Origin of the sequence: Bacillus sp. AY3-1, assembly GCF_008368785.1 — a bacterium.
GTDB classification, from domain to species: Bacteria; Bacillota; Bacilli; order Bacillales; family Bacillaceae_G; genus Bacillus_A; species Bacillus_A wiedmannii.
Map to the genome: position 1 here is coordinate 250,867 of NZ_QORZ01000009.1, position 20,339 is coordinate 271,205.

General features: G+C 37.2%; 23 protein-coding genes and 1 pseudogene. 4 read left to right on the plus strand and 20 right to left on the minus strand.

Translation table 11 applies throughout. The features are described 5' to 3' along the window. Nucleotides 1-40 precede the first annotated feature (40 nt). The 9 genes from DN389_RS06615 to DN389_RS06655 form a co-directional block, all read right to left on the minus strand. Nucleotides 41-463 carry a DUF4362 domain-containing protein gene (locus DN389_RS06615; protein ID WP_098189360.1) on the minus strand — a complete coding sequence of 141 codons (423 nt, stop codon included), beginning with the start codon at nt 461-463 and terminating at the stop codon, nt 41-43. 52 nt (nt 464-515) lie between these two features. Beyond that, the gene (locus DN389_RS06620) at nt 516-1,136 is read right to left on the minus strand and encodes a hypothetical protein (RefSeq protein ID WP_088123738.1); all 621 of its coding nucleotides are present in this window, start codon (nt 1,134-1,136) and stop codon (nt 516-518) included. After that, a complete protein-coding gene (locus DN389_RS06625) occupies nt 1,133-1,897 on the minus strand; it encodes a MerR family transcriptional regulator (protein WP_149236931.1) in 765 nt (254 codons plus the stop codon). Before DN389_RS06625 ends, DN389_RS06620 begins: the two co-directional genes overlap by 4 nt. Before the next feature lie 100 nt (nt 1,898-1,997). Next, on the minus strand, nt 1,998-2,225 hold the full coding sequence (locus DN389_RS06630; protein ID WP_046955580.1) for a hypothetical protein: 228 nt from the start codon (nt 2,223-2,225) through the stop codon (nt 1,998-2,000). Nucleotides 2,226-2,241: 16 nt separating this feature from the next. Then, the gene (locus tag DN389_RS06635; RefSeq protein WP_000043114.1) at nt 2,242-2,634 is read right to left on the minus strand and encodes a hypothetical protein; all 393 of its coding nucleotides are present in this window, start codon (nt 2,632-2,634) and stop codon (nt 2,242-2,244) included. Then, on the minus strand, nt 2,631-2,852 hold the full coding sequence (locus tag DN389_RS06640; RefSeq protein WP_001150207.1) for a hypothetical protein: 222 nt from the start codon (nt 2,850-2,852) through the stop codon (nt 2,631-2,633). The genes DN389_RS06635 and DN389_RS06640 overlap by 4 nt, the downstream gene beginning before the upstream one ends. A gap of 18 nt (nt 2,853-2,870) precedes the next feature. Beyond that, nucleotides 2,871-3,260: a hypothetical protein gene (locus tag DN389_RS06645; protein WP_060488049.1), complete on the minus strand. Its 390-nt coding sequence runs from the start codon at nt 3,258-3,260 to the stop codon at nt 2,871-2,873. Nucleotides 3,261-3,271: 11 nt separating this feature from the next. After that, entirely contained in the window at nt 3,272-3,469 is a 198-nt protein-coding gene (locus tag DN389_RS06650; RefSeq protein ID WP_000538359.1) for a helix-turn-helix transcriptional regulator, read from the minus strand. Between the two features lie 234 nt (nt 3,470-3,703). Next, nucleotides 3,704-4,726 (minus strand): YeiH family protein, encoded by a 1,023-nt coding sequence (locus tag DN389_RS06655; protein ID WP_142343537.1) that lies wholly within the window; start codon nt 4,724-4,726, stop codon nt 3,704-3,706. 151 nt (nt 4,727-4,877) lie between these two features. Between DN389_RS06655 and DN389_RS06660 the strand changes: the two genes are divergently transcribed. The 4 genes and pseudogenes from DN389_RS06660 to DN389_RS06675 all read left to right on the plus strand — a co-directional run. Then, entirely contained in the window at nt 4,878-5,771 is an 894-nt protein-coding gene (locus DN389_RS06660; protein ID WP_046955577.1) for a LysR family transcriptional regulator, read from the plus strand. A gap of 51 nt (nt 5,772-5,822) precedes the next feature. Continuing rightward, nucleotides 5,823-6,191 carry a MerR family transcriptional regulator gene (locus tag DN389_RS06665; RefSeq protein WP_046955576.1) on the plus strand — a complete coding sequence of 123 codons (369 nt, stop codon included), beginning with the start codon at nt 5,823-5,825 and terminating at the stop codon, nt 6,189-6,191. 4 nt (nt 6,192-6,195) lie between these two features. Next, on the plus strand, nt 6,196-6,735 hold the full coding sequence (locus DN389_RS06670; protein ID WP_088123742.1) for a flavodoxin family protein: 540 nt from the start codon (nt 6,196-6,198) through the stop codon (nt 6,733-6,735). Between the two features lie 11 nt (nt 6,736-6,746). After that, nucleotides 6,747-7,105, plus strand: a pseudogene (locus DN389_RS06675) (ribosomal protection-like ABC-F family protein); the annotation flags it as partial. Between the two features lie 120 nt (nt 7,106-7,225). On the opposite strand, the gene DN389_RS06680 reads toward DN389_RS06675, so the two are convergent. From DN389_RS06680 to cspC, 11 genes are all read right to left on the minus strand, one after another. Beyond that, entirely contained in the window at nt 7,226-7,537 is a 312-nt protein-coding gene (locus DN389_RS06680; RefSeq protein WP_000637523.1) for a heavy metal-binding domain-containing protein, read from the minus strand. 67 nt (nt 7,538-7,604) lie between these two features. Beyond that, nucleotides 7,605-9,320, minus strand: a complete 1,716-nt coding sequence (locus DN389_RS06685) for an ABC transporter ATP-binding protein (protein ID WP_149236932.1) — start codon at nt 9,318-9,320, stop codon at nt 7,605-7,607. Nucleotides 9,321-9,549: 229 nt separating this feature from the next. Further along, nucleotides 9,550-10,752, minus strand: coding sequence for a PDZ domain-containing protein (locus DN389_RS06690; RefSeq protein WP_060488043.1), 1,203 nt, complete (start codon nt 10,750-10,752; stop codon nt 9,550-9,552). Between the two features lie 244 nt (nt 10,753-10,996). Beyond that, complete coding sequence (locus DN389_RS06695) at nt 10,997-12,433, minus strand: S41 family peptidase (protein ID WP_080345565.1); 1,437 nt, start codon at nt 12,431-12,433, stop codon at nt 10,997-10,999. 118 nt (nt 12,434-12,551) lie between these two features. Then, a complete protein-coding gene (gene ftsX / locus DN389_RS06700; RefSeq protein WP_000645020.1) occupies nt 12,552-13,445 on the minus strand; it encodes a permease-like cell division protein FtsX in 894 nt (297 codons plus the stop codon). Further along, on the minus strand, nt 13,435-14,121 hold the full coding sequence (gene ftsE, locus DN389_RS06705) for a cell division ATP-binding protein FtsE (RefSeq protein ID WP_000594325.1): 687 nt from the start codon (nt 14,119-14,121) through the stop codon (nt 13,435-13,437). Before ftsE ends, ftsX begins: the two co-directional genes overlap by 11 nt. A 317-nt stretch (nt 14,122-14,438) precedes the next feature. Next, nucleotides 14,439-14,762 (minus strand): cytochrome c551, encoded by a 324-nt coding sequence (gene cccB / locus DN389_RS06710; RefSeq protein WP_000727965.1) that lies wholly within the window; start codon nt 14,760-14,762, stop codon nt 14,439-14,441. 438 nt (nt 14,763-15,200) lie between these two features. Continuing rightward, a protein-coding gene (gene prfB, locus DN389_RS06715; protein ID WP_096001656.1) for a peptide chain release factor 2 occupies nt 15,201-16,299 on the minus strand; the annotation gives its coding sequence in 2 pieces (ribosomal slippage) (nt 15,201-16,226 and nt 16,228-16,299; 1,098 coding nt in all). 144 nt (nt 16,300-16,443) lie between these two features. Further along, nucleotides 16,444-18,951, minus strand: coding sequence for a preprotein translocase subunit SecA (secA, locus tag DN389_RS06720; protein ID WP_098189356.1), 2,508 nt, complete (start codon nt 18,949-18,951; stop codon nt 16,444-16,446). Between the two features lie 274 nt (nt 18,952-19,225). Next, nucleotides 19,226-19,768: a ribosome hibernation-promoting factor, HPF/YfiA family gene (gene hpf, locus DN389_RS06725; protein ID WP_000671189.1), complete on the minus strand. Its 543-nt coding sequence runs from the start codon at nt 19,766-19,768 to the stop codon at nt 19,226-19,228. 320 nt (nt 19,769-20,088) lie between these two features. Then, on the minus strand, nt 20,089-20,286 hold the full coding sequence (gene cspC, locus DN389_RS06730) for a cold shock protein CspC (protein ID WP_001990088.1): 198 nt from the start codon (nt 20,284-20,286) through the stop codon (nt 20,089-20,091). Nucleotides 20,287-20,339: the final 53 nt, after the last annotated feature.

Below are 20,339 nucleotides of genomic sequence, written 5' to 3' on the forward strand. Positions count from 1 at the left end.
AGAAAAAGGAAGGAGCCAAAACTTCCTTCCTCTACTAACTCTATTTTTTAGGTACATATAATAAATCATATCCATTGCGCCCATTTTCATTCACACAGTCTATTAACCTATAAGCCGTTTGTAATTCACGCTGCTCTTTAACAATCCTTTTACAGCTATCTTCATCTATATCTGTATGATTACCAGCAAATCGATCTTGCCTATTATCTAATATACGAATTATATCTGTCCCACTATAATCTAACGTTTGAAAAACTGGATCACCTTCATGTGTATAATGTACAATTCTTATTTTATCAACTTCCCCTTGTTCCACATTCAAAACGAACTTTTCAAATTTATCTAGATTAGAAATTTCTGTTCCCTTTACAACAACATCATTCTTCTTATCAATTGTAATGTTAGGTTGTGAGCATGCTACTAAACTAAAGAGAAATAAGCATATAAAACCTGTTTTTCCTATTGTTACCCTCTCCTATACAAACTATTGGTATACTAGAAAAAGCTACTTTCCTCTACGAAAGTAGCTTCTCTTTTCCTTTCTCCTTCTTCGGGAAAAGAACATATGAAAACGAAATAACTGTATCCACTAAAAGTATAATCGCCCAAACTTGACTAACGCGATTAGCTGTTTTATTTAAAATAATCCCCGTTTCTAACCAATTATGCCATTGTTCAAACGGGACAAAACCGTACAGGAAGAAAAAGAAAATATGCACAACAACGAATAAAACAAGATGCAATACCCAATTTTTTATTTCTTGCTTCGCATAGGCCATACCTGTTAATTCTACCTGTTCTTCGATAATAGGCGCTGGTTCATTTCGCCATTTCGCAACTAGCTTTTGTACAAATATATCAAGCTTCTTCAAATCTTTTTTCCCGTAGAAGACCGCATACAATAAAATAATTACAGTAATAATTTGAAAGTTAGAGAACTTCCCTGTTTGATAATAGTCCACTACCCCTAAAGTTAAAATAAACACTTCATTTACGAGGATTACAATCCCCATAATAAAGCTCGCCTTCTTCAAACGGAATCCGTAACGAAGTAGAAAGAAACCGATAGCCGATAACCAAAATACAATCTCTGCCCCAATTAAAAAGTACCAACGATATTCTGCAAGTATACTCATTTATCCCTCTCCTTTTCATCATATATACGAAAAGCTTCATCCATCATATATAATAAAAGTTCTTCTTCAATTGGATACATGCTCATTTTCTGTGAATCTTCCTTCGATTTTCTAACTTCCCATAACTTATCTAAAAACGCTTCATCACCATTGGCCATTTCTAAACACTTCTGCATTAATCTCTTCGTTGCCCCTTGTACCTCATCACTCGCGGCTTCTTTGCCGTTTTTCATAAAAGTACGTAATTGCTTTAATAAATCTACCCATTCTAAAACATTCGGATCTTCTTCACTCATATTTGGCAAGTTATGAAGCAATTTTTGTTCTTCCTTTGAAAATACTTCATTTTGAAATATTTCACGTATACGAGACGACTGTTTCGAAAGTTGAATGAGTTCAAACATAACTTTCCAATCAAGTTCTCCCTCCACATCCACCGAATAAACAACAGCTTGTAAAACACGCTCCATTCGATTAAATTTCTTTTGTTCTTCCTGTACAAACCGAAGTTGTTTCTCAAGAGAACCCTTTAAGTTAAGCTCACCTTTTACTAACATATTCACAGCCTCTTTCAATGAAAAGCCCATTTCCTTTAAAAATAAAATTTGCTGCAGCCGTATTACGTCAGCTTCACTATATAAACGATGTCCACCTTCAGTCTTCCCGCTCGGCTTTAATAAATCTATTTGATCATAATAACGTAATGTACGTACTGTTATCCCTGTCTCTTTCGTCAATTGTTGTATTGAAATCACTACCATCACCTCTTCCCCTTCATTATAAAAGATGACGTTACGTAACTTTCAAGACTTTTGTAAAAAAAATACAAAAAGCTATTTATACTCTTTGTATAAACAGCTTTTACGGAAATAATCCCTTTTGTATAGCGCGCCCACAAAATAAAATAAGTGCTCCAACGACAACACTCGTTGCTGTTTTATGATAATGAGCTGAAACTAATAAATAATATGATAAACCTACAGTACCGAGCATAATACAAATGCTTGGCACTGGATAACGAGAGAAGTTCTGCATTCCCCAAAACAAAGCAAAAATAGCCGTAGCGACACATAACACCGGTAATCCCATCCCAGTTCCCCTTTTTCTATCTATTCCTTGTTGCTAACACACTCGTCGATGCCATACTTATTAATAGACCAAAAATAGCAATGTATAATAACTCATTTACATGTACTACTGGCCTATCTACATACTTATTTACACAAAGATATATAATGAACAAGAACACGAAGCTTGTAATACTAATCGTAAAATATGACTTCATCTTGTTCACAACTCGCTCATCAATCGACGGTACTCCCTCTTCTTTCAAACGCTTCTGTTCTCTATATTCCGCAATACTATATAAAATGATTAGTGCTACATTCGATATAAAAATAGTTCCCCACGAAATGCTTAAAATCATTAAACTCACATTTAAAACAAGACCCGCTAAAAACAAACTTCCTATGAACCGTATAACATCTTGCTTACTCATACATGATCGACCTCTTTTTGATTTCTATATTTCCACTTCGGCCAATAGTTCACAAGAAAATACACCCACTGCCCTAGTACAAATAAAACAAACGGCATACCAGCATTTCCATCAACAATTAAATTATATAAACTCCATATCGCTAAACTAATCGTAAAAAATACCCCTACATATTTAAACGCTTTATCCGACTGAAATCTCTCAAACTCATCTTGCATTTTTCATTCCTCCTATCTCTATGCCCGTTTTCCTATCATGACTCCTATGATGAGACTACCCGCAAATAAGGAACTACATATCATAAATATTTCTTGCACTGGTATAACAGCTCTGCCTATCGCTTTACTCGCAACAATATAAACAATAAGCAATAGAAACGCGAATACAAATGAGACATTTACATACTTTTTTATGTTTTCATTTACTCGCTCATCTATATCTGGAAGTTCTTCTTTTTTGTGCTTACGCTTTTTGTAATACGAATACACTATCAAAAATACAATTGCTAAAACGTTACTCACTACGAGCGATAATATTGGTATAGCCGGATTCATAATATGAACTACAATGTCTCCCAAAAACAATCCAAAAGTCGCACCGATAAATAACTTTTTAGTATCGTTCATTTTTTCTCCCCTTACTCTAGCGTAAATATTTCCTCCACCTTCACCCCAAAATATTTGGCGATTTTTAGGGATAACTCTAGACTCGGGTTATAATGATGGTTTTCAATCGCCACAATCGTCTGCCGCGTCACCTGCATCGCCTTTGCCATTTCAACTTGCGTTATATGATGTTGCTTTCTTAACTCTTTTATTTTATTTTTCACACCCATAGGCTCCACCTTCGAAAGTAAAGATATCTTTACTTTAATTATAAATATTTTCCAGTTATAAGTAAAGATATCTTTACAAATTTTAGAAAAACGTTTCACTGATCACCTTCTCTAACAAAGTACAAGCATAATTCAATTTATATCACCTATTTTTTTAATATATCGACACCCGTAGCACTATAAACATAAAAAAAGCTGTCCCAAAATATCTTTTGGAACAGCTTCTTCGCCCTACTACATAAATCCTAATACATATACAAGAACGTATCCAAGAATAGAAAGGAAAACCGAGCCGATCAGCCCCGCCACGAATGCCTTACTTCCTAACTTACGGAACGTTTTAAACTCTACATTTAAACCAAGACCCGCCATCGCCATTGCAATAAGCATGTAAGCAATGACAACAATATATCCAGCGACAACTTCTGGGATAATCCCGAGCGAATGCACTGCACTCATCGCTAAAAATCCGAAGATGAACCACGGAATTGGAAGGTCACGCCACGATTTTTTTTCCTCGCTGCCTTCACTCTTACCAAACCATAATCCAATTAAAATCGCTACTGGCACAAGCATTGCAACGCGCGTTAATTTCACGATAACTGCGATGTCTACAGCCGTACTTCCTCCTGGCGCCGCAGCTGCGATGACATGAGCGATTTCGTGCAGCGTCGCACCTGAGAATACACCGTAACCGTACGGTGAGAAGCCAAGCACTGGGTATAATAGCGTATAAATAAGTGTAAATATTGTACCTAAAATTGCAATAATTGCTGCCCCAACTGCCGTTTCTTCATCCTTCGCTTTCACTTGCGGTGCAATTGCCACGACCGCAGCCGCGCCGCAAATTGCTGTTCCACACGCTGTTAAAATTCCGAGTTTCTTTTCTACCTTAAATACTTTCGTTAGCCCATATACAACGAAAATCGTAAATGTAATAACAACGGCAGCGATGACCAATACTTTCGGCCCTGCCTTCGCAATATCAACAAGATTTAACCGCATTCCAAGTAAGATAATCCCAAAGCGCAGCAACTTCTTACTCGCAAAGTTCGTTCCGGCAATCGCATCATGAGGAACTCCAATTGCCGCACGCCAAACCATCCCAATTAGAATAGCAATCACTAATTGTCCCATAATATTTAAAAATGGAAGCTCTGCTAAATATTTCGCAGCAATTGCGATTAATAATGTAATCCCAATTCCTTGTGAAAATCCAAAGCCCTTCTTCTTTTGTATAACAAGTGTTTGTTCCACTTTGTACCACTCCAATAATCGTATTGGAACATGCATGTTCTTTCTACTTACATTATAAGAGAGTTTCTATAATAAGTTTAATATCAATATTGAATCTCTATCATCAGAAATACTTATGATAAGATGATAGAAAAAGAAAGGAGCCCATTACATGAACGTAGACATTTTAAAAATATTTGTTACTGTCGTTGAACAGAAGCATTTCTCCCGTGCAGCAGAATTATTAAACCTTTCACAGCCTGGCGTAAGTATGCATATACGCAACTTAGAAAACGAATTTGGCACTACTCTTATTCAGCGCTCCCCAAAGCACGTCCAAGTGACGGAGGCTGGAAACATATTATATATACATGCAAAACAAATGCTCTCTCTTTATGAAGATGCTAAGCAAGAAATTAACGAGCTACATAACGTTGTAACAGGAACTCTTCGCATCGGTGCTAGTTTTACAATTGGCGAATACTTACTTCCAAAAATACTGGCTAACTATGCGAATGAAAATCCACACGTTGAAGTTCATACCTTTATCTCAAATACAGAAGACGTTTTGCAAAGCCTTCGCTCTAATCAAATCGATATCGGCTTAGTGGAAGGGCAAGTCGTATACGCCGACGTGGACGTTGAAACGTTTATGCAAGATGAAATGAAGCTCGTCGTCCCGCCAAATCATCCACTGCTCCGCACAAATGAAATAAATGAAAGCACACTCCAAGATCAAGTATGGGTATTAAGAGAAAGTGGTTCTGGAACACGTGCTTATAGTGACCGCTTTATTCATCAACACCATTTAAAATTGAAGCGCTTCTTTACATTCAGTAGTATCCAAAGCGTGAAAGAAGCAGTTAGTGCCGGGCTTGGCATCGCTATACTTTCTGATTGGACTGTACGGAAAGAGTTACTGGCAAAAGAGCTATTCCACGTCGAAGTTCCAAATGAACAACTCATCCGTCCATTCTCCATCGTGCGCGGCAAATACTTCATCCCGTCTAAAGCTATTCAGGTGTTTTTAAATCATGTAGACTCTTTTGCGAAAAAACAGCATTGACCTTCACATTAGTGTGAAGGTTTACAATACATGTAAAAGGAGTGAAACACATTGCGAATTGGAGAGTTATCAAAAGAAACCGGGGTTAGCGAAAGATCACTAAGACATTATGAAGAAAAGGGATTACTCCCTTCTAAGCGCCTCGCAAATGGCTACCGTGACTTTGATGAAAGTGCCATCGAAAAAGTGGAGCTTATTCAAATGTACTTACAAATTGGCTTAAATTTAGAAGAGACGGCAAGGATGCTGCGCTGCCTCGAAATAGAGCCGCACCTGTACGAAAATCCTTGCAGCAGTATCCTTACGCTTTATGAAGATAAACTTAATGAAGTAACGAAGCAAATCTCATTACTTTCTAGCATTCAAACGAATTTGCAAAAACACGTTTCACTCCTAAAGCAAACAAAAGAAAAGGGATGATTACATGTTTGTTATACATGGCAGTTCAAGACAAAACGGAAATACAGAAGCTTTAACACATATGGTGATTGATGGAATTGAAACAGAACAAATTTACTTGCGTGATCATATCGTCCACCCAATCATAGATCAGCGCCATGATGCAGAAGGATTCCAACCTGTAAATGATGACTACGAGCAGTTAATCGAGCTTATGTTAGAGCACGACACAATTATCTTTGCTACACCGCTATACTGGTATGGAATGAGCGGTCATATGAAAAACTTCGTCGATCGCTGGTCACAAAGCTTACGCGATACATCCCTTCATTTCAAAGAAAAAATGAAAGGTAAAAAAATGTACGTTGTCATCGTTGGCGGAGACAATCCAAAGCTGAAAGCATTACCGCTTATTGCTCAGTTTCAATATATCTTTGATTTTGTTGGTTCATCATTTGAAGGGTATGTTATTGGGGATGCGAATGGACTAGATGAAATCAAAGACGATGCAGAAGCGCTAGCAAAGGCACAATTGTATAATAATGAATTCAAAAATAGCAAATAGAAATAAGTTTGACAAACTATTTAGACTTAGCAACGCAAGAAGAACTAGAAATCATGTTACAAGAATATCCTGGCACAATACTTTTCATTAGCCATGACCGTGCCTTCATTCGTTCTGTTGCAGACCATATTCTACAAGTAGATGAGAGTGAACCAAGAGTATTCCACGGTAATTACGAGCAATACAAAAAAAAAGAACAACCGATGCTTCTGTAAACGTTACTGAACAAGAATTATTACGATTACAAACAAAATTAACAGAAATCATCGGCCGAATCTCCATACCAAATCATCACGATGACATCACATCTCTCGAACAAGAATACGAAACATTATTAGTGCAAATCCGAAAATGTAAAGAAGCGCTCTAATGTCTTCCCTATATATCAACAAGGCCTTCCGCATTTCCCAAGAAATATTGAAACTTCGACATAGAATAGCATTAATAAAAGTGAAAAGCCGTGCAGTTCACATCAGCACGGCTTTTCACTTTAAATACGGACAGCAGTCCCGCTCACTGCAACCATTAGCATCCCTTCGCGAACTACTTCGTAATCCACGTCAATACCAACAATTGCATTTGCATTTTTTTGTCTTGCGAAAGTTTTCATCTCTTCCATTGCGATGTCGCGTGCTTCTTTCAATTTACTTTCATAAGCACCCGCACGACCGCCGACAACGTCACGGACAGAGGCAAAAAGGTCACGAACGATATTCGCGCCCATAATCGCTTCTCCATTGACGATATCAATGTACTCAATAATTTCTTTTCCTTGAATTGTAGACGTTGTTGTTACAATCATACTTTATAGCCTCCCATATGAGATTTCCATCTACTTATATGATGTGCTAATTCAGTAGAAATTATATTTACGAACTGAACTGTGCTTCGTATAACCTGCTGTATCCTCCGCCTTGCTCAATTAATTCATCATGTGAACCTTGTTCTGCAATACCATCTTTATTTACAACGACGATACGATCTGCATTTTTAATCGTTGCAAGTCTGTGAGCGATAACTAATGTTGTACGGCCGACAGATAGTTCAGCAAGTGATTTTTGAATCGCAAGTTCCGTCTCTGTATCTAATGCGGAAGTCGCTTCATCTAATATTAAAATTGGCGGGTTTTTCAAGAACATACGAGCAATCGCTAGACGTTGCTTCTGTCCACCAGAAAGTTTCACACCACGCTCACCGATAACGGTATCTAAACCGTCTGGTTGTGAGTAAATTAAGTCTTCTAACTGCGCACGTTTTACTGCCTGCCAAATTTCAGCTTCTGACGCCTTTAAGTTTCCGTAAGCGATATTTTCACGAATCGTTCCTGAGAATAAGAACACATCTTGCTGCACAATTCCAATTTGCTTACGAAGTGAAGATAACGTCATATCTTTCGTATCAATACCATCAATTTGAATCGATCCAGACGATTGTTCATAAAAACGTGGTAATAGACTACATAACGTCGTTTTTCCAGCTCCTGATGGTCCTACGAAAGCAACTGTTTCACCTGCATGTATTTTCAAACTAATATCATTTAAAATCGGTTCTTTATTTTCATATCCGAATGTAATGTTCCTATATTGAATATCACCATGTACATGTTTAACTTCCATCGCATCTTTAGAGTCTACAATATCTGGCTCTGTTTCAAGAAGCTCTACATACCTCTTAAAACCAGCGATTCCTTTCGGATAGCTTTCGATTACCGCATTAATTTTTTCAATTGGGCGGAAGAAAATATTCGTTAATAGAACGAATCCGATAAATCCACCGTACGTTAATTCACCTTGCAGAACAAACCATGTACCGCATATTAAGACGAAGAGTGTTACGAGACGCATGAGCATATAACTAATCGATGAATTTAACGCCATAATTTTATACGCCATTAATTTCGTTGTACGGAAACGAGTATTGTTTACAGCAAATTGCTCTTTCTCAAACTTTTCATTTCCGAATGCTTGTACAACACGGATACCGCCAACGTTGTTCTCAATACATGCATTGAAATCAGCAACGTCTGAGAATAGACGTCTAAACGTACCTGTCATTTTTTTATTGAAGTAAAGTGCCAACCATAATAGGAATGGAATGACGAAGAACGTTAATAACGCTAACTTCCAGTTGATCATCATCATAAATGAGAAGGCCCCAACTAAAGTCATAACAGCGATAAATAAATCTTCTGGCCCATGGTGAGCAATTTCCCCAATTTCCATTAAGTCGTTTGTAAGACGTGAAATTAAATGACCTGTTTTATTATTGTCAAAAAATCTGAATGATAGCTTTTGAATGTGATCAAATAATTTCTGCCTCATATCCGTTTCAATGTTAACACCAAGCATATGTCCCCAATATGTAACGACATATTGTAAGCCTGCATTTAAAATATACACTGCAAGTAAACCGAAACAAGCCCATAAAATAAGCGTCCAGTTTTGTCCTGGCAATAACTTATCAATAAATTGATTTACGATAAGCGGGAAGCCAAGTTCTAGTAACCCCGCGACAACTGCGCAAGAAAAGTCGAGTATAAATAAACCTTTATACGGTTTATAGTAAGAAAAAAATTTACGTAGCATATCTTCCCTCCATTTTCCAAAATTAAAAAGACTCCCTAAATGATAACCATTATCAAATAATTATTCAAGTTATCCGTCTATGAAACTAAAAAGAATATTTGCGATAGTTGTCGTTTTTTGCCGGAAAGTCGATATATTTGAATAATCACCGATATAAATTTCATTTACTACTAATCCCGCCCCCCACAACCAAAAAGGGTATCACCACAAGGTGATACCCTTTCTTCTATTACATCGCTTCCGAATCCCACTCATGCTCCTGCTGAACAAACACAATTCCTAATTCGTGATGTCCTCCGGCGTATAATGCCGTTTGAGCAAGACGAAGCTCTCCATTTGTATCTAATACTTCTAACTTACAAAATGCTCCTGTCGTCTTCGTTTGAAGCGCATCATAAAACTCCTCAGCGCTTCCTGGAATGACTCCATTTACTTTCGTAATTACTTCTCCAGGCAGTAAATTCAGCTCTGCCCCAATTGTATTCGGGATTGTATCTAATACAACAAGCCCATCATTACGTGCAGCGAAGTACGCCGGTCTTGTCTCATCAGCAATTTTTTCTTGCATGGAAATTGTGAAACGCCCAAGCATTGCGACTCCCATTGCGATAATGGCAAGTACGTGCCACCAATAACTTGCAATTCCTAAAACAAGTACAATTCCTGCTAATCCGTAGACACGTCTTCCTGTAAATAATAAAGCTTCCGTTGGCTCATAACTTCTAATCTTTCTCATAAATCCAATTAAAAATGGAACGAGGAATAGAGAATAAGTATCTGAACCGATTGAAACGACAGGCCACCATGAAATAAACTGCGTTACTGCATCACCTGGTACAAGAATAAAAATAGGCACAACCCATAAACGCTTTGATTCGTGTAAACCAATCTTTAGCCCACGCTTACCCTTCCTAATCTTCGGCGTAGAATATCCTACTGCATTTTTAGAAATCAACAAGCCCTCTACAACAAGCATGACGCCTAGTAAAATAGCAAGAGATACAATCGTACTCTCTTCACCTTCTCCAAGCTGTAAGAAGGAAACTGGTAGCTTAGAAGATAATAGAACGCATACAATTGCGATACTAAATGTATAAGCTGCTGATAAATATCGATACATAGCAGTTAATCCAAATAATAACGTCCAAAGTAAGATGACCCATAAGCTCGCTTTGGAAACAACAAGGCCAAGTCCAATTGTAATAATAGATACGATTAATCCGTATCCAACTCCCGCAAATAGAGATGTTCGCAGTTCAAACCAAACATCATAAACTTTAAAGGAAAAATCCTTTCGTTCTCGTAACATACGTAAGTATCCAACGAAGATACTACTTATTAAAAATACATAGACAGCAGGGTGTAAGAAAAAACGTCCAACTGCCCGCATTATTTCAAAAATCCATGCCTCCACGAACCCATTCACCACCATTTATATCATTCTTTCTTTTTATATTATCATAACTGGACAAACGTTTGTTTAACACAAAAAAATACAGGCAGCAAACTACCTGTATTTCTTTTTATCCCGCTTTAATGGGCAGTAAGACCCCCACCTCAAAATTCAGCGAAAGCAAAGAGTTTAGGTGGGGGATCAACTGCCCATAAAAGTCCGATTGGTGAGGGCTAATAATCAGTGGGGGATGAAGAAAACCCCCACTGATTAAAGTTTCACTTTATTTCGCTATTAATTTTAATGCGGACTGTAATTGTAGATCATTTTCTCCAGAACGGATTTTTTCAATAATTTTAGTTTGAATCGCCTCAGCTGTCTTTTTATCCAGCTGTCCCGTCGCTTCCATCTCATTCGCATTTTGGAATGCTTTCAGCGCTGATTCTGTCTCTTTACTAAAGTATCCATCTTCACGCCCCGGTACATATCCTAAACTCTTAAGCATTTCTTGCGCGTGTTTTACTTGCACATCATTTGAATTGTATGAAAGTGTTTTTTCAATTTGAATTGGTGTCGCATGATAATAATCTGGTTGCTTCACTTCTATTGTTGGCGCGATTCCTTTTTTATGAATCCAGTTTCCATCCGGTGTTAACCATTTAAACATCGTTAATTTAATGTTGCTGCCATCTTTAAATGGAACGGCTTGCTGAACAGTACCTTTACCAAACGTTTTTTCACCAATTAAATCGTATCCTTCTCCCTCTTTTAGCGCACCCGCTAAAATCTCTGAAGCAGAAGCACTTCCGTTATCAATTAATACTGAAATTGGATATGGCTTTTTCTCTTTCAGTTCCGTAGAGAATTTCTTTTTCTCACCATTTCGTTGCTCTACTTGTAGCATCGGCTTTTTATCCGTCATAATTTCCCCTAGTATCTCTTCTACACTATTTAAGTAGCCACCAGGATTACCACGCACGTCAATAACTAAGCCTTTTATGTTTTTCTTCTCTAACTCTTTTAACTGATCCTTAAATTCTTTCGCCGTATTTTCAGCAAAAGAAGTGATTTGCATATAACCGATATCTTTTCCGCTCTCTTGTTTCACAGAACTAAACACCGTAAAGATTGGAATTTTTTCACGCTTAATTTTAAATACAATCGGATCAGCCACTCCTGCACGCTTAATTTCAATCGCGACAGTCGTTCCTTTTTTACCACGAATCTTTAATACTGCTTCTTCACGTGATAAATCTTTCACACTATTTCCATCTACAGATAAAATTTGGTCATTCGGTTTAATTCCAATCTTTTCTGCCGGTGAGCCTTTAATTGGAGATACGATAATAAGCTTACCGTCCGTTTTGTTCACCTCAGCCCCGATCCCCTCTAGCTCAGGATCAAGTGATTCACTAAACTGTTTAGCCGTTTCTTTATCCATATACGTGGAATAAGGGTCCTTCAGCGTAGACAACATGCCTTGTATTGCACCTTCGACTAACTTGTCATCCTTCACGTCTTCCACATAACGTGAATCAATTAGTGCATACGCCTCATTAATTTTTGCCAAATTCCCTTGTGAGGTGCTAGCGTTTCCACTCGAAATTGTTTGCGTTACTTCTGCTGGGTTAACCCCAAATAAAGACATACCTGCAAACATTCCGCCAGCACCAATTAAAAATGCAACAACCATTCCAATAATTGCAACTCTACGTTTCAATGCGGAATTCCCCTTTCCAAAACACACAGGTGGTGTAGCAAAAGGCATCACACAGTGTGTGATGCCTTTACCTATTTCTACTATATGATAAGCTTGTACGAATTATGTTTGCAACTTTTTATACTTTTAAGAAGCGACGAATTGACATTACACTTCCCCACATACCGATTAAAGCCCCGATTAACACTAGTAAACCAGCTAATTGGAATACGAAAGGACTGTATGGTAGAAGTTCGAAAATTGTTCCGCCAAGTTTTTCGTTAAACACACTTTGTAGTGAATTATACGTAACTAGAATTAAGCCAATTGGAATAATTGATCCTAATACTCCTAGGAATAATCCCTCTAATAAGAACGGCCAACGAATAAACCAGTTTGTCGCACCTACCAATTTCATAATTTCGATTTCTGTACTACGAGCATAAATTGTAATTTTAATTGTATTAGAGATTAAGAACATCGCTGTGAATAAAAGACCTGCAATTAACGCAATCCCGATATTACGTCCTGTTTTTACAGTATCAAACAATTTTTCAACTTGCCCTTTACCATATTGAACATTACTTACAAACTGCATTTTCTCAATCTTTTTCGCGATTGTCGCTGTATCTGTTGGTTCTTTTGCTTTTACAATGAATACGTTTTTAAGTGGGTTATCTTGTTCAAATAACTCAAACGTTTTTCCACTATCACCTAAGCTTTTAATTAAGCGTTTTAGCTCTTCTTCTTTAGAAGAATATTTAATAGACTCTACTTTTGCAATCTTACTCATATCATCTTCTAATTTCTTTTGATCAGCTTCTTTTGCTGCTGGATCAATGTGTACACGAATTTCTACATCTTGCTCTACTTTCGTCGCAAAATGGTTCATATTCATAATCGCTGTTAAAAAGACACCTACAAGTAATAATGTAACTGTTACTGCACTAACAGAAGCAAACGTCATCCATCCGTTACGTGATAGATTCTTTACACCTTCTCGCAAATGTCGACTAAGGGTCTTAGCCTTCATATCCGTATCCTCCCTCAATCTCATCTCGAACAATTTTTCCGCCTTCAATCGCGATTACACGATGACGAATTGTATTTACGATATCTGAGTTATGTGTCGCCATAACAATCGTTGTACCACGCTCGTTAATACGCGTAAAAATCTTCATAATATCAAGAGCTGTTTCAATATCTAAGTTACCTGTTGGCTCATCGGCAATTACAACCTTTGGTCTATTAACAATTGCTCTCGCAATCGCAACACGTTGCTGCTCTCCGCCCGAAAGTTCACTTGGTAGTGCGTCTGCACGATCCTCAAGACCTACAAGACCTAAAACTTCTGTTACACGCTCACGAATGGCTTCTTTTTCTTCTTCAATTACTTCTAAGGCAAACGCAACATTCTCATATACCGTTAACTTAGGTAGTAATTTAAAATCTTGGAAAATTACGCCTAATTGACGACGGAAATATGGAACATCTCTTTCTGCTAATGTTTCAATAACAAGTCCATTTACATTAATTGATCCTGTAGATGGCTTCTCTTCACGATACATCATTTTAATAAATGTAGATTTCCCGGCTCCACTCGGTCCAACTACGTATACAAACTCACCTTGTTTAATGTTAACTGTGAGACCAGCAATGGCTTTCATACCATTCGGGTACTCCTTATAAACATTCGTCATTTTTATCATTATTTATCACCCAATACTTAATGATTTTTTTCGAAATACTTTTCTGTACATCTGAAAATAAAAGATAACCTTTTATTCTCGCTTAACCACTCTTGTTGAAGGTAGTCTACTTACAATCTTTTTATAAGCAATACTACTATGTAATATATTTCAGCAAAATTCTACAAACCCCATTGTAACATCAAACGGTTTCCAGTTCGGATACATTTTTGTTACAGTTATGTTACACCCCGAAAAAAGGAAACGAGTCGTCATAGTTCTTACCCAAAATCATTTTGGGATAAGATTATATAACCAACCCGTCCAGTTTACCTTTTTTATTTATGTTCAGCTAACCACTCAGCTACTTTTTTCGCATCCTCACCTTGAATGATTCCTGGTGACATGGAACCGCGACCTTTTTCAATAATCTTTTCAATCTCTGCTGCATCATATTTCTGTCCCACTTTTCGTAAATCCGGTCCAGTTGCTCCCGATAAATCTTTCGCGTGACAGCCTATACAACTTTTTTGGTAAATTTGCTCTGCGCTATCTGTGCTTGCAGATTGTTTCGAAGGCTTACTCTCTTCTTTATTTCCACATGCTCCTAAAGCAAAAACGACTGATGTTCCTAACGCAATAGCCAACAATTTCTTTTTCACTTTTATCGCTCCCCATTGTTGATATTCTTTTCATTCCTAACACACTCATTTTCATTATAAGCATTATCTTTATATAGAAAAACTAAGGTATATTTCATATTTTTCAAAAATACAGTAAGAACCCTGATAATATAAAGCTTTCATAAGTTGTTTCAATTCTGTGAACAACATAAAAACTTCTATAAAGAATTCTTGTTGAACAGAAAATCACAAAAGTTCTGTTCAAGTCTTACTCTATTACCACTCTGTTTTACTATTCTCTACTTTTTACAATACAATATACAACATTGTATGCTACATATAATCTCATCAAAAAGAGAAGTTGTCGTTTCCAACTTCTCTTCCTCTTTACTTCATCTATAGAAATAAAATCAAATTCTTTATATCCTCGATTATCCTCAGCATACGCCGACAACTTTGTTGGCTTTTTTTCGCTTATTAGATGCGAGAACGTAAGTAAGCATCAATAAATGGATCAATTTCTCCATCCATAACCGCTTGTACGTTACCAACCTCTGTATTTGTACGGTGGTCTTTCACAAGAGAATACGGGTGAAATACGTAAGAACGAATTTGGCTACCCCATCCGATTTCTTTTTGTTCACCGCGAATTTCATCTAACTCCGCTTGTTGCTCTTCTAATTTCTTTTGGTATAATTTCGCTTTTAACATTTTCATCGCGTGCTCACGGTTTTTAATTTGTGAACGCTCTGACTGACATGTTACAACTGTGTTTGTTGGTGTATGTGTAATACGAACTGCTGAGTCTGTCGTATTAATATGCTGTCCACCTGCACCACTTGCACGGTACGTATCAACTTTTAAGTCTTCTGAACGTATTTCGATTTCAACTTCATCATTGAACTCAGGTACAACTTCACAAGATACGAACGATGTATGACGACGGCCTGAAGAATCGAATGGCGAAATACGTACAAGACGATGTACACCTTTCTCTGCCTTTAAATAACCGTAAGCGTTATGACCTTTAATTAATAAAGTAACACTCTTAATACCAGCTTCATCACCTGGTAAGTAGTCAACCGTTTCTACTTTAAACCCACGTTTTTCAGCCCAACGTGTGTACATACGTAATAACATAGAACCCCAGTCTTGTGACTCTGTTCCACCAGCACCTGGGTGTAATTCTAAAATAGCGTTATTTTTATCATAAGGATCGCTTAGTAGTAACTGAAGCTCATACTCATTCATTTCTTGAATTAAGCCTTTCACTTCAGATTCAAGTTCCTCATGTAAATCTTCATCATACTCTTCTTTTAAAAGCTCATGCGTGATTTCTAAATTTTCGAATGTCTCATCTAACTGACGGAACTTTCCAACCATCTCTTTCAGTGCATTAGCTTCGTTAATTACAGCTTGTGCGCCTTGTTGGTCATCCCAAAATCCTGCACCCATCATTGTCTCTTCTAACTCTGCAATTTGTTTTTCCTTAGTAGGAAGGTCAAAGAGACCCCCTAAAAGCCGCTAATCTCTTAGCCATTTTCTCTAATTCTTGTCTAATTTCTACTAATTCCATTTCCTTCACCTCTATGTAATTGCTGTTACTTTCTTATGAGAACAAGGGAAACTCTCTCCACTTATGACGGAGAGAGTTTAAACTTTCTTAATTATACATTTTTGATGTAAAATTTTGCAAAGCAATCTGGGCTACCGCCCTGTATTACTTCCCGATACCACAGCAGTTTTTATATTTTTTGCCGCTACCACATTTACATAAATCGTTGCGGCCTACTTGTTCACCTTTTACAACTGGTTTTTTCTTCGCTTCTTCGCCATCGCTAGATGGATGAACAGCTTCACCTTGAACAACTTCTTGACGCTCTAAGTTTTGTTCAATTTCAGCTTTCATAATGTAACGAGAGATTTCCTCTTCAATAGAAGCAATCATTGACTCGAACATTGCAAATCCTTCCATTTGATACTCACGAAGTGGATCAATTTGACCGTAAGCACGTAAATGAATACCTTCACGAAGGTGATCCATCGCATCAATATGCTCTGTCCATTTCGTATCTACTACACGGAATACAACAACTTTTTCAAACTCACGCATTTGCTCTTCTGGCAGAAGCTTTTCTTTGTCGTTGTAACGCTCTATTAATTTCGCGATAATTGGCTCGCTCATTTCCTCTGGAGCAAGACGACGTAACTCTTCTTCTTTTATATCGCCTTCTTGCAGAAGGTTTGTATTTAAGTAGTCAACAAGACCTTTAATGTTCCAATCTTCTTCAATTTCCTCTTGTGTATGAAGCGCAACAGCACGTTCTACTGTAGATTTCATCATACCTTCAATAATACTGCGTAAGTTCTCAGAATCCATTACTTCTTGACGCTGTTTGTAAATAACTTCACGTTGCTGACGAAGTACATCATCGTACTGCAGTAACTGCTTACGTGCATCATAGTTATTTCCTTCTACACGTTTTTGTGCAGATTCTACCGCACGAGAAACCATTTTACTTTCAATCGGCTGTGAATCATCCATACCAAGACGATCCATCATCGCTTTCATATTGTCAGAACCGAAGCGGCGCATTAGTTCATCTTCCATAGACAAGTAGAACTGCGTTACACCAGGGTCCCCTTGACGACCAGCACGACCACGTAACTGATTATCAATACGACGGCTTTCGTGACGCTCTGTACCGATAACTGCTAGACCAACGTTTCTAATATCGTCTCCAAGCTTAATATCCGTACCACGACCAGCCATATTCGTCGCAATCGTTACAGCACCTTTCATACCAGCTTCTGCAATGATATCTGCTTCTCGCGCATGGTTTTTCGCATTTAAAATGTTATGGCGTACACCTTTACGTGTTAACATTTTTGAAATAAGCTCTGACGTTTCAATTGCAACTGTACCGACAAGAATAGGTTGCCCTTGTTTATGACGATTTACAATATCCTCAACAACTGCATTGAATTTGCCTTCCATTGATTTGAAGATTAAATCAGCACGGTCATCACGAATAATATCTTTGTTCGTTGGAATTACGATAACATTCATATTGTAAATACTACGGAATTCTTCTTCTTCCGTTTTCGCTGTACCAGTCATACCAGATAACTTTTCATACATACGGAAATAGTTCTGGAACGTAATTGTTGCGAGTGTCATACTTTCATTTTGAATTTCTACGCCTTCTTTTGCTTCAATAGCTTGGTGCAAACCTTCGCTATAACGACGACCTTTCATAAGACGACCAGTGAATTGGTCTACAATTACGATTTCGCCTTCTTGTACAACATAATCTGTATCAAGGTGCATGACAACGTGTGCACGGAGCGCCTGATTAATATGGTGAAGAAGTGCGACATGTTTTAAATCGAATAAGTTTTCAATATGGAAAGCTTTCTCTGCTTTCGTAATACCATCTTCAGTTAACATTACATTTTTCGTTTTCACATCAAATGAATACTCTTTTTCATTTTCTAATGTACGAACGAATGCATTTGCAAACATGTATAGCTCTGTTGATTTTTGAGCTTGTCCCGAAATAATAAGCGGCGTACGTGCTTCATCGACTAAAATAGAATCGACTTCATCGATAATAGCAAAATGAAGTGGACGCTGAACGCACTGTTCTCTATATAAAACCATGTTGTCACGTAAGTAATCGAACCCAAGCTCATTATTTGTGCTATACGTAATATCAGCAGCATAAGCCTCTTGTTTCTCTTCGCGTGACATGCTGTTTAAGTTAATTCCTACTGTTAAGCCTAGGAACTCATGAAGTTGTCCCATTTCGCTCGCATCACGTTGTGCTAAGTATTCATTGACTGTAACAACGTGAACACCTTTTCCTGTTAAAGCATTTAAATATACAGGTAATGTAGATGTTAATGTTTTACCTTCACCCGTTTTCATCTCAGAGATATTCCCTTCATGTAAGGCAATACCACCCATTAACTGCACGCCATACGGACGCATTCCAAGAACACGAGTCGCAGCTTCGCGAACAACTGCAAAAGCTTCTGGAAGTAGATCATCTACTGTCTCACCTTTTGTTAGACGTTCTTTAAATTCAAGCGTCTTTCCTTTTAATTGTTCATCTGTTAGTGGCTTAATAGATGATTCTAATGCATCAATTTGCTCAACTGTCTTCTGCATACGTTTAATTTGGCGTTGATTTACATCAAATACCTTTTTTAAAATACCGATCATAGGAAATACGCTCCTCTTTTTTATTAAAATAAAACTTCCGATTGTTTTTTCTTTTTCTATTACAATCAGTCGTTATAAAAATCAAATGTATGTTATGCCAATTTTTCTCCTAATTAAAAAAACTAAAATGTATATACCTAATGATAATTGTAACACTTGTCTTATAACTATGACAACAATCGGCCGAATGTCTCGTTCTAAATTAAGAAAACTTTTAAAACAAATCTATTTTCAGCAAAAAAAGCGCAGCCATTTCGGCTGCGCTTTTGAATTATTATTTAGTTTCGATTAAACCATATTTCCCATCTTTACGGCCGTATACAACATTAGTTTCATTTGTATCAGCATTTGTGAAGACGAAGAAATTATGTCCTAGCATATCCATTTGTAGGATCGCTTCTTCAACGTCCATCGGTTTTAAATCAAATCTTTTTGTACGTACAAGTTCTAATTCATCCTCTTCTACCGCATCCAGAACAGCTACTGCTTCTGGAAGGATAAAGTTCGTTTTCATAGAACCTTTCTCACGTAACTTACGATTTACCTTTGTTTTATGTTTACGAATTTGTCGCTCAAGTTTATCAACTACTAAATCGATAGCAGCGTACATATCGCTATTAGTTTCTTCTGCACGAAGTAATAAATCAGTAAATGGAATTGTTACCTCGACACGTTGCTTGTCAGAGTATACTTTTAAATTAACTTTAATCTCTGGGAATGTATCAAAATAACGCTCTAACTTACTTAGTTTTTTCTCTACATATTCCTTTAATGCTGGAGTTACTTCAATATTTTCACCACGAATGTTGAATTTCATAGATGAATTCCTCCTTTCAAGCCTATGTACTATAATTTCGACATTGGCTTAAAAACTCCTTCTAACTTTTTTAAAAAAATTAGTGGAATTGCGATTTTTTTATCGTTTTTTGTTGAAATGAAAAGATGCATCGTTTCTATCTTTATTTTATCCTATTAACATCGTGAATAACGAATATAACTGTGGACAATTCGTTACAGAAAAGAAACAACTTTTTGACAACTTGATTCATAACAAAAACCTCTTGCAAAAAACAAGAGGTTCTACCATATATATAACGTTGCCACAAACGCAGCTCTCTCTTCCCAAAAACAATATTCCTACAGTTTTACAACATTAGCTGCTTGTGGTCCACGTGCTCCATCTACAATGTCAAACTCAACTTGTTGCCCTTCTTCTAATGACTTATATCCATCTTGTTGAATAGCAGAAAAATGAACAAACACATCATCACCATCTTCACGCTCAATAAACCCAAATCCCTTTTCTGCATTGAACCATTTCACTCTTCCTTGCATGTTCATTCCATTCCCTTCACTCTAAAAATCAGGGCATTCGCCCCATACTTTGA